Source organism: Streptomyces sp. NPDC058678, assembly GCF_042714835.1.
Taxonomy (GTDB): domain Bacteria; phylum Actinomycetota; class Actinomycetes; order Streptomycetales; family Streptomycetaceae; genus Streptomyces.
Genome location: NZ_JBHXSG010000117.1, coordinates 1 through 14802, shown reverse-complemented (window position 1 = coordinate 14802; position 14802 = coordinate 1). Strand labels below are relative to the sequence as shown.

Here is a 14802-nt window from a genome sequence, read left to right as displayed (position 1 = left end):
TCGGCCGCACCCATCACGCTGCCCTCTTCGAGCAGGGCGTCCAGCACGGTCAGCAGATTCAAGTCCAATTGCATAAGAGTAAATCTTAACCAGACATAGATCCACTTCGATCAACTTCAGGAGCATCCCATGAGCCAGGAACCGCTTGCCGCCACCGTCGCCGCCGTCCGCCACGCCGGCGCCCGGATGATGACCCGCTATTCCACCCAGTCCCGTCAGCCCGGGCTCCCCGAACTGCTCGCGAGCCTCCAGGCCAATGACGCGGCCGTTGTCGACACGTTGCGCCCGGCGTTGACCGAGGCCCTGCCGAGCGCGGGCTGGCTCAACGACGAACACGGATCGGGACCGCTGGCCACGGGCGAGTGGTGGCTCATCGACCCGGTCGGTGGCAACGTCAACGCCGTGCACGGCATGCCCGACTGGAACATCGGCGTGAGCCTCGTCCGTGACGGCCGCCCGGTCCTGGCGGTCGTCTACTTCCCGGTCCTCGACGAGATGTTCACCGCGACCGAGGGCGGCGGGGCGTTCCTCAACGGTGTACGGCTGCGGGTTTCGGCCAAGACATCGTTGGACGGCGCACTGGCCGGGACCGGCCAGGCCCAGCCGGGTCACGCCCCCGAGCTCGCGAAGCGGATGGGCTCCGCCTTCGCCGCGATGACGAACTCCGCCCTGTATGTACGGGTCTCCGTACCGGTGACCCACCAGCTCGCCCAGGTCGCCGCAGGCCGGATGGACCTGCACTGGCAGTTCGACAATGTCCGGTCCCACGCGGCAGGTGTGCTGCTGGTCCAGGAGGCCGGAGGCGTCGTGACCGACTTCGAGGGCAAACCGTGGGAACTGGCCGACGAGAGCTACCTCGCCGCCGCGCCGGGTGTGCACGCCGCCGCGCTGGAAGTCCTCACCGCCTGAGGGAAGTCCGGATCCATCTTCCTCATCACCGCCACGAACGGGATGATCACGAATGACGACCACCGTGGCGCCCGGCCTTGCCGAGCTGACCGAGATCATGGCTTATACCGACTTCGCGACCAGCGCGTCGACGTCCGTGCGGGAGGCCTTGGGCCTCAGCTCGTTGCACGTCGGCTCGACGCGGGCGCTGGCCATCCGCGAGGACCCGAGCCACTTCTTCAACCGGGCGGGTGGGTTCGGCGTCGATGGTCCGATCACCGGCGACGGCCTGGTCCGGGTGTGCGACTTCTATCGGGAGCGGGGTGTGTCGCAGGGCTCGCTCTTGATCGCACCGCCGTTGCTGCCGCCGGACTGGGCCGCCACCGCCGCGAAACTGGGCCTCACCGAGGGCAGCCGATTCACCAAGCTGGGCTGCGACATTGTCACTCTGCCCACCGCCGTCGACCGTGCCGCGCTGGATCCGGGTTGGCGCGTCGGCGTCGTCGAAGCCCACCAGGCCTGCGAGTGGGCCACGGTCATGATGACCACTTTCGGGTTCACCACCCCGGACATGATCGAGATGGCCGCGTCATGCGTGGGCAAGGCGAACTGGCGGCAGTACGCGGCCTGGGCGGGCGAGCGGATCGTCGCGGTCGGGAGCGTCTTCCTGAACGGGGAGTGTGCCGACATGTTCGGCGGGGCGACGCTCCCGGAAGCGCGCGGCCGTGGCGCCCAGTCGGCGCTGCTCACCGCTCGCGTCCGGGCGGCCAGGGCTGAGGGCTGTCGATGGCTCGTCGCCGAGACCGGCGTGGAAGGCCCCGGTGAACACAACCCGTCGCTGCGCAATATGGTGCGCGTCGGCTTCGAGCCGTTGTATGAGCGGGCCACCTGGCTGTGGCGGGCGTAGCCCGTGAATAATGCGGCTGGTGCCCGGTCCTGCGAGCCGTGTCAGCTTTGCTCCCGGTCCGGAAGATCTTTTGACGGTGCGGGCCACGCCGGGTCGTGGCGGTTGGTGTGGGCCGCGCTGCGCCGGAGGGACGAGGTGTCCCGATGGCGGTGGGCCGACGGCCGAGGAGCGGGCGCGGCGCGAGCAAGTCCGGCTCGGGGCAGCTGACTTGTTCGAGGCAGGGGCCAGCGACGGGGAGGTGGCCCGGCCGTTCAGGGTGACTCGGATGTCGTGCACCGCTGGCGTCTGGCCCTGGCTTCGGGCGGTCGGCAGGCCCTGGCCTCCAAGCCCTGGCGGCGCCCGCTGCAAGCTTGATGCCGGTCAACTGCGTGCTTTGGGGGCGGTGTTGGACGCCGGTCCGGCCGTGCGGCTGGAGCGACCAGTGCTGGACGCTGGCCAGGATCGCCGAGATCTAGCGCCGCCGGCTTGGCGTCGAGTACACCCTGGCCGGTCTCGACCTGCTGCCGCATCGCATGGGATGGAGCGTGCAACCCGGAGCGGTTCAAAGTGACCGGCGGCTTCCCTCAACTCCTGTCTGTAGATGAGTCGCGTGCAAGGATGTCGCCTGTGACCGGACCGTCTTCCCCGCCTGTCGCCGAGGGCATGCCCCGCGACAACGGCGTGGGCTCCCGCGCCGCTGCCGTGCTTGTGTTCGGGTCCTCCGCCGCAGTCCTGGTGGTCGAGATCGTCGCTTTGCGGCTGCTGGCTCCTTACCTCGGCCTCACTCTCGAGACCAGCACCATGGTGATCGGCATCGCCCTCACCGCGATCGCCCTCGGCTCCTGGCTGGGTGGGCGCATCGCCGACCAGGTCAATCCACGCCGGCTCATCGGCCCCTCGCTCGGGGTGTCGGGAGCGGTCGTGGCGCTCACCCCTGCCGTGCTGCGCACCACTGCGGAGTGGGCGCCGGCGATGCTCTTGCTGATCGCGTCGCTGACCATCCTGGTGCCGGGGGCGCTGCTCTCTGCGGTGACGCCGATCGTGACCAAGTTGCGTCTTACCAGCCTCGCCGAGACCGGAACGGTTGTCGGCCGGCTGTCCGGCGTCGGCACCGTCGGCGCCATCGTCGGCACCGTCCTCACCGGCTTCGTCCTCGTATCGCGGTTGCCGGTCAGCGGCATACTGATCGGCCTCGGAACACTGCTGGTGGTCGGCTCGGCGCTGGTTGAGTGGCGAACGCGCGGCTGGAGAAGCACCCCTGCCCTCACACTCGTGGTCGTTGCCGGCGGCCTCTCCACCATGGTCGCGCCCGGTAGCTGCGACACGGAGACCAGGTACCACTGCGCACGGGTCGTCGCAGACCCCGACCGGGGCAGCGGCCGCACACTCGTTCTGGACGGCGTGCGGCACTCCTACGTCGACCTCGACGACCCGACCTACCTGGAGTTCACGTATGTGCGCGGCATCGCGTCGGTGGTCGATGCCGCCTTTCCCGAAGGTGAGCCACTTGCTGCCCATCACCTGGGCGGCGGCGGGCTCACCTTTCCCCGTTACCTCGCGGCCACGCGGCCCGGTACGCGGAGCCTGGTATCCGAGATCGACAGTGGGGTCGTGCGGATCGACCGCGACCAACTCGGTCTGGGATCAGGAGCCGGAATCGACGTACGTGTCGAGGACGGCAGGCTCGGCCTGCGACGACTGGACGCCGGCAGTCGTGACCTCATCGTCGGCGATGCTTTCGGAGGCGTCAGCGTGCCGTGGCACCTCACTACGGTGGAAGCGATGACTGACGTACGGCGGGTGCTCGACGAGGACGGCCTGTACGTCGCCAACCTCATCGATCACGGTGGTCTGGCCTTCGCACGTGCCGAAGTAGCCACCCTCAGCGAGACCTTCGAGCACGTAGCCCTCGTCGGCGAACCCGCCGATATCGGCCTCGACCCGACCGCCACCTCCCATGGCGGCAATCTGGTGGTGCTCGCCTCCAACCGACCAGTCGACCTGAACACGACCCAGGAAGCGCTGGACGCCCGGCAAACCGGCTGGAAGATCGCCACCGGCAACAACCTCACCTCCTGGATCGGCAATGCCCAACCGCTCACCGACGACTACGCACCCGTCGACCAACTCCTCCAGCCCTACAGGGCACCCAGCAGCCAGTGACCGGACACAGCCGCGCAATCGCACGCGATAGACCCTGCGACATCGACGATCACCCCGGGATACCGGGCGCCCATGGATGAGGTCCAAGTCGTCGTCGCCCATTCCGAACGCGTGACCCTGCGCGTCGGTGACGTGTTCCTGAAGGTGGACGCCGATCAGGCGCGCATCGACGTCGAGGTCGAGGCGATGTCCCTCGCGCCGGTCCCGACACCGCAGGTCCTGTGGCGCAAGCCGCCCGTGCTCGCGATCGCCGCACTCCCGGGGACGACGCTTGGGCGCCTCGGCGGGCCGTCGACCGGGTCGCCGGCGGCGTGGGCCGCGGCGGGTGCCGCCATCTGGAAGTTGCACAACGCGCCGTTGCCGCCCTGGCCCGGCCGGGGCGGCCGGGGCCTCGACGAGTTGGCGGCGGATCTCGACGGCCAGTGCACGTGGCTCGTGACGAACGGCGTCCTGCCCGCTGCCCTGGTCACCCGCAACCGCCAGGTCGCCGAGGCCGCGCTTCGGCCGTGGACTCCGATGTTCACGCACGGCGATCTGCAGGTCGCTCACGTGTTCGTCGACGGTGACGAGATCACGGGCATCATCGACTGGTCCGAGGCGGGCCAGGGTGATGCCCTGTACGACCTCGCCACCTTCACGCTCGGACACGAGGAGCATCTCGACGACGTCGTCGCCGGCTACGGCACCGACATCGACCTCGACGTGATCCACGCGTGGTGGTCGTTGCGAAGCCTGCTGGCGGTTCGCTGGCTGATCGAGCACGGCTTCGACCCGTTCGCGCCGGGCTGTGAAGTCGACGTGCTGAGATCCCGGATGTGAGGCTGCGCGGGCGGGCAGCGTGCGGGTCCCTGCCCGACTGCTACCGGGATTCATTCGCAGTGCATCGGGCTTCAGCCCGATGCAGGGCGAGCCGTGAGCCACGCCGCCGCTCGTGGCTTGGGCAGCGTGCCGAGCAAGCGACTCAGCTCTGGTCGGTGGGTCGCACGTCGAGGGCGTCCGGTGGTCTGACTCCGGCGACGATCTGCCACTCGGCGCCGTCGGCGGTGCGCTGCACCAGCAGCCACTGCCCCGGTACGGAGCTGGGAAGGCGGACCCAGGCCAGTTCGCGGGCCTGCTCAGGAGTGAGCCGCCAGGGGAGCCGGATCGCGATCGTTTGCTGCGGGTCTGCCAGGACGACCGTCCCGTCCCTCCCCGCGTCCGGTTCGGGCGAGGCGATGGCCCCGCCCGGACGTCGCCGTCTGAGAAGGTCGCCGATCTTGGCGTACACGTCGTCGCCGAGCCTGGTGGCGAGGGCTTGGACGAAGGGGCCGAGGGCCGAACCGACGAGCACACCCATCAGCAGAGCCCCGCCGTCCCGCTCGGCACCGGTGCCGAGTTCGGGTTCCTCTGCGAACTGTCGCATAGCCAAAATCTTGGCACAGTCGAAGCCGCCACCCGCGCCTGCGACGACGATCCGTTCGGCATCGGCGAGGCGGGCGAAGAGCGGGTTGGAGTGGAGGGACGTCATGCCGATCATTGTCCGGGGACCGGCCCACGAACGCTCCCGAGTTCTCTCGCGACGAGGGGGCACGGAGTAAACGGAATTGCGGCCTCTGACCCTGACGGCCTGAGTCAACCTTGTTGCGGTGATGGCCCTGACTGGCACCCCCTCTTGCGACATCTGTAGCAGTTCGCATAAACGGCGAGCTCGTCGTGTGGGAGGAAGGCCGACTGGCCCTTCGAACGGCTGCAGGGGCGCCTGCAGCACCGCGGCGCGGTCCGGGCCGCAGCCGAGTGGCCGGTGCACTTCGTCGCCTTCGACCTGCTGCGCGTGTCCGGTACGGATACCACGGGATGGCCCTACCGGCGCCGCCGCGCCGCACTCGAGTCCGTGTTCACCGCCAGCCGGCTCAGCGCCCCGCGGGCGCGTGCCCGTCGACCACCGCCCCAGGCACCATGGAGGAATGGCTGACCTGGACAGCCGTCGGCATGGAAGGTGTGGTCTTCAAACGGCACGATGACGCCCATCGGCCTCGGTGAAGGGCTGGTTGTAGTACAGGGCGCGCCACACTGCCGAGGCGGGCGTCGGCGCGGTCACCGGCGCCCTCGCCGCTCCCCACACACTCCTGCTCGGCAGATACGACGACGGACACCTGCGATACACGGGCCGCACCAGCAACCTCACCCCGGCGGCCGGCGGCAGGCTCGCCGGCCTGCTCGCTTGGCCCGGCGCGGCCATCCCTGGACGGGCTGGTCGTTCTCCGCCGGGTGGGGCAGCCGGGAAACGCTGGACGTCACGCTGGTGGAACCCGAGCTGGCGGTGGAAGTCGGCGTCGACGTAGCCCGCGACGCCGCCGGCCGGTGGCGCCACCCCGCCCGGCCTGCCGTGCGGCGATGACGTCCTTGATGCCCGCAACCCACGAGTAGGGGGGTGGGATCACTCCCGCCTCAGGTGGAGCGTGGCCTCGCCCGTGATGCCGATGCCCGTCTCCTCGCCGGGCCGCACCGACAGCGGGCCCGCCACGCGGATGTCGACCGGGGTGTCGAGCCCCGTCACAGCCACGGTCACCTTCGCGTCGTGGCCGTAGAAGCACACATCGGTCACCGTGCCCCGCGCACTGCCCGCTTCCGTCTCCGTCAGCCGCAGTTGCTCCGGGCGCAGCAGCACCGTGCCGGACCGGGAGCCTCGGGGCGGGGCGGCGAGGGGCACGGTGCCCAGGGCCGTGGTAGCCGTGGCGCCGCCGTGGTCGACGGTGCCGGGGAGCAGGACGGCGTCGCCGACGAACCCGGCGATCCAGGGATCGGCAGGGCGCCGGTAGAGCGCCTGGGGGGTGTCGCACTGGGCGACCCGGCCCTGCCGTACGACCGCGACCAGGTCGGCGGTCGACAGGGCCTCCTGCTGGTCGTGGGTGACCAGCACCGCCGTGGCCCCGGTCGCGCGCAGGGCGGCGCGCACATCTGTCCGTACTCCCGCGCGCAGTGCGCTGTCGAGCGCGTTGAACGGCTCGTCCAGCAGTACGAGTTGGGGCTGCGGGGCGAGTGCCCTGGCCAGGGCGACGCGCTGCTGCTGGCCGCCGGAGAGCTCGTGCGGCATCCGGTCGCCGTATCCGGCGAGCCCGACGAGGTCGAGCATGTCCTCCGTACGGCGGCGGCGTTCGGCCCGCTCCAGGCCGGTCAGACCGAAAGCCACGTTGCGGGCCACGCTCAGGTGCGGGAAGAGGGCGTCCTCCTGCGGCACGATGCCGATGCGCCGCCGCTCCGGCGGCAGGTGGACGCCGGGACCGGTCAAGGTCCGTCCGCCGACGGTGACCGTGCCCGAGTCGGCGTGCAGGAACCCGGCGACGATGCGTAGGAGGGTGGTCTTGCCGCAGCCGGAGGGTCCGAGCACGGCGGCCAGGGCGCCGCCCGGCACGGCGAGGTCCAGCTCCCGGAGAACGGGTGCCGCGGGGCCGTACGCCTTGGTCAGCCCCTGGACGTGGAGGTCGTTCATGTGCGGTGCCTGCCTAGGAGGTACGAAGGGACGGCGGCCAGCAGAATCAGCGCGGCGGCGTACGGGGCTGCCGCCGCGAAGGACCCGGAGCCGGTCTCGGTCCACAGCCGGGTGGCGAGGGTGTCCATGCCGGTGGGGCGCAGCAGCAGGGTGGCGGGCAGTTCCTTCATGCAGACGACGAAGGTGAGCGCTGCCCCGGCCGCCACGCCGGGCGCGGCCAGCGGCACGGTGACTTCGCGCAGCACGCGCAGCGGCCGCCGGCCCAGCGACCGGGCCACGTCCTCCAGCACGGGTGGCGCCTGCAGCACGGCGACGCGGGTGGCGGCCACGGCGACCGGCAGGAACAGCACGGCGTACGCGCAGACCAGCAACGGGAGTCGCTGGTACAGCGGATAGGCGTACCGCACGGCGAAGAAGACGAGGGAGAGGGCGACGGTGATGCCGGGCAGCGCGTGTCCCGCGTAGGCGGCCTGCTCCAGCAGCCGTGCGCCGCGTCCCCGGTGGCGGGCGGCGATGACCCCGACGGGCAGGGCGAGCACGGTGGTCAGCGCTGCGCCCGCGGCGGCGACCCCGAAGGTGGCCCAGGCGGCCTCCGCGAGCCCGGCCAGGTCCCAGGTGGCCGAGTTGCCGGCGGTCAGCCAGTACCCGAGGGTGCCGAGCGGGAAGAGGACGGCGACGGCCGCCACCGCCGCGCACCACAGCAGGGCGAGGGACCGCCACCGCCCGAGTGCGAGGGCAACGGCCGGTCGGGCGGCGCCTGTTCCGGTCCTGGCGTGCCCGGCCCTCCCCCGCGTCCTGGCCTCGGCGGCGACCAGTGCCACCGTCATCACCACCAGCACGACGCTGAGCGCGGCGGCCGGGGTGCGGTCGAAGGAGGCGCGGTAGGACGTGTGGATGGCCCGGGTGAAGGTGTCGTACCGCATCAGTGAGACGGCGCCGAAGTCGGAGAGCACGTACAGCGCGACGAGCAGGGCGCCGCCCGCGGCCGCCGGTCGCAGTTGGGGCAGGGTGACGCGGACGAACGTACGCAGCGGGCCGTGGCCGAGGGAGCGGGCAACCTCCTCCTGCGCCGGATCGATACCGCGCAGCGCGGCGGCGACCGGCAGATACACGTACGGGAAGCTGACCAGGGTCAGCGACAGCGCGGCTCCGCCGAACCCGGCGACCTCCGGGGCGGCGGACAGCCAGGCGAAGGCGGCGACATAACTGGGCACGGCCAGCGGCATCGTGGCCAGCACCGACCATGCGCGCGCCCACGGCAGGGCGGTACGCACCGTCAGCCAGGCCAGGGAGACGCCGAGCACGAGACAGGCGGCGGCGACGGCCCCCGTGAGGCCGAGACTGCGGCCCAGGAGCCGCAGGGTGCGTTCGTCGGCGACGACGTCCCAGGCGTAGCCGGGGCCGCGTTCGAGGGCGCGGACGGCGAGGTAGCCGAGCGGGAGCAGGGCGAAGAGGGCCGCGACGCAGGCGGGAAGGAGCAGGACCAGGGGCGGCCTCCGCCCGGATCCGGTACGGAACGCTCGTGTCCTGCGCACGGCCTTGAGTGCGCTGCTGGTGGGGACGCCCTCACGTCCGGCCGGGGCAGGTGCTCCGGCCGGACGCGGTGCGGATCGCGGTGTGCGCACGGCGGATCAGACCAGTCCGACGTCCTGCAGCATGGCCAGCGTCTCCTGGAGGGAGTCCAGTTCGCCGAGGTCGATGTCGGGTCCCTCGAGCGAGTCGAAGGGCGGCAGGTCCTCGACGGTGCTGGTGACGCCCGCGGACAGCGGGTACTCCTTCGTCGTGTCGGCGAAGTAGGTCTGCGCCTCCTTCGACAGCAGGAAGTCGACGGCCTTCTGAGCGGTCTCACGCTGGCCGCCGTCCTTCAGGACGCCCGCCCCGGCCACGTTGATCAGGGCGCCGGGGTCCTTGCCGGGCAGGAAGTGGAGCTTTGCGTCGACCTTGTCCTCGCCCTTCTCGGCGACCCGCTCGTACCAGTAGTAGTGGTTGACCAGGCCGAGGGAGACCTCGCCGGCCTCGACGGCGTCAAGCGTGGCGAGGTTGTGGGCGTACGTCTTGGCGCCGTTGGCCTTCAGGTCCTCGAGCCACTCGCGGGTGGCGTCGTCGCCCTCCAGTACTCGCATGCCGGTGACGAAGGTCTGGAAGGAGGCGTTGGTGGGCGCGAAGCCGACCTTGCCCTTCCACTCGGGCTTGACCACGTCGTGGACGCTGTCCGGGACCTCGGCCTCGGTGACCTTGTCGGGGTCGTACGCGATGACACGCACCCGCCCCGACAGCCCCACCCAATCACCCTCGCCGCCGCGGTACTTGGTCTCCACCTTGTCGAGGGTGGCCTGCGGCAGCCTGGTCAGCATTCCCTCCTTGGAGAGGGCGCCGAGGGCGCCGGCGTCCTGGGAGAAGAACAGTCCGGCCTTGGTGCGGTCGCCCTCCTCCAGGATCTGGGCAGCCAGTTCGGCGCTGTCGCCGTAGCGCACCTCGACCTTGGCGCCGATCGCCTTCTGCAGCTTGTCCAGGAGCGGCTTCACCAGCTTCTCGTTACGGCCGGAGTAGATGACGAGGCCGGCGGAGTCGTCGCTCTCCGCCGAGCCGCTCTTGTCGTCAGAGCCGCAGGCGGCGAGGACGGGGAGTAGAAATCCGGCCGCGGCGAGCGCGATGATCCGGCGAGCCGAGGGGCGTCGCATGGTGAGGAACCTTCCTGCGTGGCTCGCCTTTACGCCGCTGTCGCGTCGTCGGTCAGCAAGCGGCGGATCGATACTTTCAAGCCAACTGTGAACATGCTATGAATAAGGTAAACCTTGCCTAAGCGTCAAGGGATCTGTGCTATTTGCGGACGCTGCCGCAGAAAGGTTGCGCGCCCGTGATCTCGCCGCCAGAGCCGCTCTCGGTTCCGTCCGCCGTCCCGTCCCCGCGTCCTCTCTCGGTCCCGTTTCCGGAACCGCCCGTACGCCCGCCCGGCGAACGCCCCCCACGGCCGCACGGTGTGCCGCTCGCTCGCGACCTGGCGGTCCACGGCGACCGCGTGGCACTCCACACGCGGACGGGCGACATCAGCTACCGCGAACTCGCCGAACGGGTCGCCGCCACCGCCGAACGCCTCGGACCCGTACGCCGACTTGTCCTCCTGGCGGGCGCCAACCGGCCCGACGCCCTCGTCGTCCACCTCGCTGCCCTCGCCGCGGGCCACCCCGTCCTGCTCGTCCCCGGCGACAACGAAAGCGCGATCGGCGCCCTGACCGCCGCGTACGACCCGGACGTGGTGGCCCGGCCCGACGGACACGGCACGTGGACCCTCGATGAGCGCCGCAGCGCCAGCGCCCACACCCTGCACCCGGACCTCGCGCTGCTGTTGAGCACCTCCGGCTCGACCGGCTCACCCAAACTGGTGCGGCTCTCCCACGAGAACGTGCAGGCCAACGCCGAGTCCATCGCCGCCTACCTCGGCATCTCCGGCACCGACCGCGCGGCCACCACCCTCCCCATGCACTACTGCTACGGCCTGTCGGTCCTCCACAGCCACCTGCTGCGCGGCGCCGGGCTGATCCTCACGGACCGGTCGGTGTCGGACCCCGCCTTCTGGGACGAGTTCCGCGCCGCCCGCGGCACGTCGCTGGCCGGGGTGCCGTACACGTTCGACCTGCTCGACCGGGTCGGCTTCGAACGGATGCGGCTGCCGCACCTGCGCCGTGTCACCCAGGCCGGGGGCCGGCTCGCTCCGGAACGCGTCATCCGGTACGCCGAGTTGGGGCGCGAGGCGGGCTGGGAGCTGTTCGTGATGTACGGGCAGACGGAGGCCACGGCCCGGATGGCCTACCTGCCGCCCCAGCTGGCGGCCGAGCGTCCGCAGGCCGTGGGAGTGCCCATCCCCGGCGGCTCCTTCCGCCTCCAGCCACTGGACGGGCCGGACGGGCACGACGAGCCGGACACCGGTGAGCTGGTCTACTCGGGGCCGAACGTCATGCTGGGCTACGCCGAGAGCCCGGCCGACCTGGGCCTCGGCCGGACCGTGGAGGAACTCCACACGGGCGACCTCGCCCGACGCGCGCCCGACGGACTGTACGAGATCGTGGGGCGGCGCAGCCGGTTCGCGAAGATCCTCGGGCTCCGCATAGACCCGCAGCGGGTGGAGGCGATGCTGGAGCGGCACGGTGTCCGCGCGTACTGCGCCGGGGACGACGACACTCTCGCCGTGGCCGTGGCCGTGGCCGTGGCGAGGACGAAGACGGGGAACGCCACCAGTGGCGCGGACCGCGCGGATGTGGACGCTGCACGGGTGCGACGCCTGGCCGCAGGCGAGTGCGGACTGCCGGTGCGCGCCATCCGAGTCCAGGTGGTGGCGGAACTCCCCCGGCTGGCCACGGGCAAGCCCGACTACGAGGCCGTACGGCGGATGACCCGCACCGCGCAGGAACCGCCGCCGGGCGCCCCAGCCGTGCGGGTCGGCGGAGCGACGACCGAGGATCTGTGCCGCTTGTACGCCGAGATCCTCGACCGTGCGGACGTCACCGGGGACAGCAGCTTCGTCAGCCTGGGCGGTGACTCCCTTTCCTACGTCGAGATGTCACTGCGCCTGGAAGAGGCGCTCGGCACACTGCCGGCCAACTGGCACGCCACCCCACTCCACGCCCTGCGGTCCTGCGCCCCGCGGCGCGTAACGCCTCCGGCGGGCCGGCGGCGCACACTGGAGACCGGCATCGCCCTGCGGGCCATCGGGATCGTCCTCATCGTCGGCTCGCACATACCGGTCTTCCTCGTCCAGGGCGGCGCGCATGTCCTGCTCGGCGTCGCGGGGTTCAACTTCGCGCGCTTCCACCTCGGCGAAGCCGAGCGCCGTCGGCGCGTGCGCGGCCTGGGCCGCAGCATCTTGCGCGTCGCCGTGCCGAGCGTGCTGTGGATCGCTTTTGCTCTGGTGCTGACCGGCGAGTACGACCTCGCCAACCTGGTGCTGGCCAACAGTCTCCTGGACCAGGACAACTCGGATCCCGAGTGGCGGTACTGGTTCGTCGAGGCGCTGGTGTACTTCCTGACCGCCCTGACCGCGCTGCTGGCCGTTCCCCTGCTGGACCGGGCCGAGCGGCGCAGCCCGTTCGGTTTCGCGCTGGGCCTGGTGGGGCTCGGAGTGATCGGCCGCTACGACCCGTTGGGACTGGCGCACGTCCGGTTCCATCTGAGCCCTACCGTGGTGTTCTTCCTGTTCGCCCTGGGCTGGGCGGCGGCGCGGGCCCGTACGGCGCCGCAGCGGCTGCCGCTGACGGCGGTCCTGCTGCTCACCGTGCCGGGACTGTTCCCCGGAGGGCAGCCGCTGCGGACCTCGTTCGTCGTGGCGGGCCTGGCCCTGCTGATCTGGGTACCCGTGCTGCCGAGCCTGGACCTGGTCAACCGAGTGGCAGGGGTGCTGGCGGGCAGCTCGCTGTACATCTACCTCACCCATTTCCATGTCTACCCGCACATCCGGGACTACTCGCCGGTGCTGGCGCTGCTGGTCTCGCTGGTGTTCGGCGTGGTCTACGGGGCCGTGTCCACGCACCTGATGCGGCGCGTGCCCGAGTGGCTCGCCAGGAAACGCCCACGGCGGCTCTCGCCGCTACCTCGGCCAGTCCGGTGACGGAGGCGCTGAGGGCTCGTTTCCACTCCTTCGATCGGCAGCCGCCCCACGCGTTGGACCCTTGAGTGCGTCCCGGGCCAATTTGCCCCTCGCCGAACCCAACTCCTATGGGCACGGGGAAGAGGAACGAAAGCAAGCCCTCGCGTCAGTCCCTTGATCGGGCCCTTGGCGCCGAGGTGAGCGGAGCCCGGTCGATGTCACGGCTGGTGAGATTGCAGTACGTTCCGGGATTCTGGGCATACCAGCGGCGAGGTGCGGTGGCCCGGCACCTCCGCCAGGAACGACGCCGGTCACCACAGCGTTCTCGCAGGCCCGCGTGGGAGGCGAGTGGCGAGAGCAGTGGCGGTGCGTGCAAACGGTGTGGTCATGATTCCGGCGACGCTGGTGCGGCCGGCAAGGGTCGGCCGGCGGGGCTCCACGGCATTCACCCCGGCCCCGCGGTGAAGTACGTGCAGACCGCGCACCCGGACAAGGCCCTGCCACGCATGCGCTGACCGCGACACCGCCCGCCGCCGGTTCACCGGTGGAGGACGTCGGCCGTGTCCATGACCCGATGTCGGCAACGCACAAAACGCCTTACCGCTGTAGCTGCTTGAGCAGCTTGCGGGTGCTGGGAGAAGGCGTCGCGTCGATCCGGGCCAGTGCTGTCTCGCAGCCCTGGAACGCCGTGAGGACGCCGTCGTCGTCGCCCAGCGCGTTCGCTGCGCGCATCCGTACACGCCAGGCCACCTCGCGGAGCGGGTCGATCGCGGTTGCCTGTTCGCACAGGCGGACGGCGTCGCCGTACTGGTGCAGTTGCAGGGCGAGGTCGGCCGCCGATGAGAGCGCGTCGGCGAGCAGGTCGGGCAGGGCGAGACCTCGGCGGTGCGCGGCTGCAGGTTGAGCGCCTTGCCCTGGACTCGGCGCTCAGGCAGTCTGCCCAGCACCACCTCAGCAATTCCCGCGAGAGCCAGATCGCTGGCGAACAGCAGCCCGGTCGAGCCACTGCCGACCAGCACGGCCTCGTTCTTGTCCATGACTTTCGTCCCCTTGACGCCAGTAGTTCGTTACGCTGAGCCACTTTCGACTCCTCGGCCGAACGCAGGAGATCTGCTTTCTCCGTCATCGACAGATCGTGCCAGCGGGGTGTTAGCAGAGGAGAAACCAGAAGACGACGTGCCCTCATGCCCGTACGGACCGAATGAACACACCCTGGGCGCCGGGCAGACGACCCGTGAGAGCCGGAAGGCTTTCTGCCTGTGTTTCGATGCACTCGTCGGCAGGGACGGAGTTGACGGGCAGGACCTGCCGCACGGTTTCCCCGCCGAACCTGTGGGGGCACTGTTCTGCCAGGCGGCACAGCTCCACTACGGGATTGTGTCGTCCGTCCCAGTAGGCGACCTGCCGCGTGATTCTGCCGCCCCGGTGCATCACCCCCGCGCCGGTCAGCTATACGCGAGGACGATGTCGGTGGCTGCGGCGAAGGGCAGCAGCCCGCCCGGTCCGGCGAGCGGCCCGATCCGGCCCACGTCGTCAGGATGGGTGTGCTGGAGCTTGGGCAGGGCGTGCACAGGCTGCCGGGCAGATCACAGGCGGTGGTCTCATCTCGGCTGCGGCTCATATCGCCTGTGTAGGGCCTGCCTTGGGCTACGGCCGTCCGGTGGGCCCATCCGTCCCACGCGGTGGCGCGAGGACTTCGACGCCCGTTCCGCCCACCGGGTCGGACGCCGGGGAAGCCCTTCGCGCAAAAGGGATGTGCCCCGGCGTCGTGCGGCGTTCGGCGCCGGCGGCCCGGCGGCCCGGCGGCCCGGCGGT

At 70.8% G+C, this 14802-nt stretch carries 12 protein-coding genes and 1 pseudogene; 6 read left to right on the top strand and 7 right to left on the bottom strand.

Annotated elements, in window-relative coordinates:
- Positions 1–129 precede the first annotated feature (129 nt).
- The 4 genes from ACFWWR_RS46470 (at position 130) to ACFWWR_RS46455 (ending at position 4756) form a co-directional block, all read left to right on the top strand.
- On the top strand, positions 130–909 hold the full coding sequence (locus ACFWWR_RS46470) for an inositol monophosphatase family protein (RefSeq protein WP_383877569.1): 780 nt from the start codon (positions 130–132) through the stop codon (positions 907–909).
- A gap of 52 nt (positions 910–961) precedes the next feature.
- Positions 962–1795, top strand: coding sequence for a GNAT family N-acetyltransferase (locus tag ACFWWR_RS46465; protein WP_383877567.1), 834 nt, complete (start codon positions 962–964; stop codon positions 1793–1795).
- Positions 1796–2437: 642 nt separating this feature from the next.
- The gene (locus ACFWWR_RS46460) at positions 2438–3937 is read left to right on the top strand and encodes a fused MFS/spermidine synthase (RefSeq protein WP_383877575.1); all 1500 of its coding nucleotides are present in this window, start codon (positions 2438–2440) and stop codon (positions 3935–3937) included.
- Positions 3938–4009: 72 nt separating this feature from the next.
- The gene (locus ACFWWR_RS46455; protein WP_383877565.1) at positions 4010–4756 is read left to right on the top strand and encodes a phosphotransferase family protein; all 747 of its coding nucleotides are present in this window, start codon (positions 4010–4012) and stop codon (positions 4754–4756) included.
- A 142-nt stretch (positions 4757–4898) separates the two neighbouring features.
- On the opposite strand, the gene ACFWWR_RS46450 is transcribed toward ACFWWR_RS46455, so the two are convergent.
- Positions 4899–5444 (bottom strand): hypothetical protein, encoded by a 546-nt coding sequence (locus ACFWWR_RS46450; protein ID WP_383877577.1) that lies wholly within the window; start codon positions 5442–5444, stop codon positions 4899–4901.
- Positions 5445–5663: 219 nt separating this feature from the next.
- Between ACFWWR_RS46450 and ACFWWR_RS46445 the strand changes: the two genes are divergently transcribed.
- Positions 5664–5888 carry a hypothetical protein gene (locus ACFWWR_RS46445; protein ID WP_383877573.1) on the top strand — a complete coding sequence of 75 codons (225 nt, stop codon included), beginning with the start codon at positions 5664–5666 and terminating at the stop codon, positions 5886–5888.
- Positions 5889–6353: 465 nt separating this feature from the next.
- Here the strand turns inward: ACFWWR_RS46445 and ACFWWR_RS46440 are convergent, their stop codons facing one another.
- From ACFWWR_RS46440 to ACFWWR_RS46430, 3 genes are all read right to left on the bottom strand, one after another.
- Positions 6354–7406 carry an ABC transporter ATP-binding protein gene (locus ACFWWR_RS46440; protein ID WP_384310407.1) on the bottom strand — a complete coding sequence of 351 codons (1053 nt, stop codon included), beginning with the start codon at positions 7404–7406 and terminating at the stop codon, positions 6354–6356.
- Positions 7403–8941, bottom strand: coding sequence for an ABC transporter permease (locus ACFWWR_RS46435; protein ID WP_384310405.1), 1539 nt, complete (start codon positions 8939–8941; stop codon positions 7403–7405). Before ACFWWR_RS46435 ends, ACFWWR_RS46440 begins: the two co-directional genes overlap by 4 nt.
- Before the next feature lie 96 nt (positions 8942–9037).
- Positions 9038–10087, bottom strand: coding sequence for an iron ABC transporter substrate-binding protein (locus ACFWWR_RS46430; protein ID WP_383877560.1), 1050 nt, complete (start codon positions 10085–10087; stop codon positions 9038–9040).
- 299 nt (positions 10088–10386) lie between these two features.
- Between ACFWWR_RS46430 and ACFWWR_RS46425 the strand changes: the two genes are divergently transcribed.
- On the top strand, positions 10387–13008 hold the full coding sequence (locus tag ACFWWR_RS46425) for an AMP-binding protein (protein ID WP_384310403.1): 2622 nt from the start codon (positions 10387–10389) through the stop codon (positions 13006–13008).
- Positions 13009–13584: 576 nt separating this feature from the next.
- Here the strand turns inward: ACFWWR_RS46425 and ACFWWR_RS46420 are convergent.
- The 3 genes and pseudogenes from ACFWWR_RS46420 to ACFWWR_RS46410 all read right to left on the bottom strand — a co-directional run bounded on the left by ACFWWR_RS46420 (position 13585) and on the right by ACFWWR_RS46410 (position 14558).
- Positions 13585–13848 (bottom strand): BTAD domain-containing putative transcriptional regulator, encoded by a 264-nt coding sequence (locus ACFWWR_RS46420; RefSeq protein ID WP_383877571.1) that lies wholly within the window; start codon positions 13846–13848, stop codon positions 13585–13587.
- A 26-nt stretch (positions 13849–13874) separates the two neighbouring features.
- A pseudogene (locus ACFWWR_RS46415) lies at positions 13875–14024 on the bottom strand (FAD-dependent monooxygenase); the annotation flags it as partial.
- Positions 14025–14432: 408 nt separating this feature from the next.
- A complete protein-coding gene (locus tag ACFWWR_RS46410) occupies positions 14433–14558 on the bottom strand; it encodes a hypothetical protein (RefSeq protein ID WP_384310400.1) in 126 nt (41 codons plus the stop codon).
- Between the last annotated feature and the right edge of the window lie 244 nt (positions 14559–14802).

Excerpts from the sequence above, each read along its gene's own strand:
- ACFWWR_RS46470 (WP_383877569.1), top strand. The coding sequence starts at position 130 with ATGAGCCAGGAACCGCTTGCCGCCACCGTCGCCGCCGTCCGCCACGCC.
- ACFWWR_RS46465 (WP_383877567.1), top strand. The coding sequence starts at position 962 with ATGACGACCACCGTGGCGCCCGGCCTTGCCGAGCTGACCGAGATCATG.
- ACFWWR_RS46460 (WP_383877575.1), top strand. The coding sequence starts at position 2,438 with ATGCCCCGCGACAACGGCGTGGGCTCCCGCGCCGCTGCCGTGCTTGTG.
- ACFWWR_RS46455 (WP_383877565.1), top strand. The coding sequence starts at position 4,010 with ATGGATGAGGTCCAAGTCGTCGTCGCCCATTCCGAACGCGTGACCCTG.
- ACFWWR_RS46450 (WP_383877577.1), bottom strand. The coding sequence starts at position 5,444 with ATGACGTCCCTCCACTCCAACCCGCTCTTCGCCCGCCTCGCCGATGCC.
- ACFWWR_RS46440 (WP_384310407.1), bottom strand. The coding sequence starts at position 7,406 with ATGAACGACCTCCACGTCCAGGGGCTGACCAAGGCGTACGGCCCCGCG.
- ACFWWR_RS46430 (WP_383877560.1), bottom strand. The coding sequence starts at position 10,087 with ATGCGACGCCCCTCGGCTCGCCGGATCATCGCGCTCGCCGCGGCCGGA.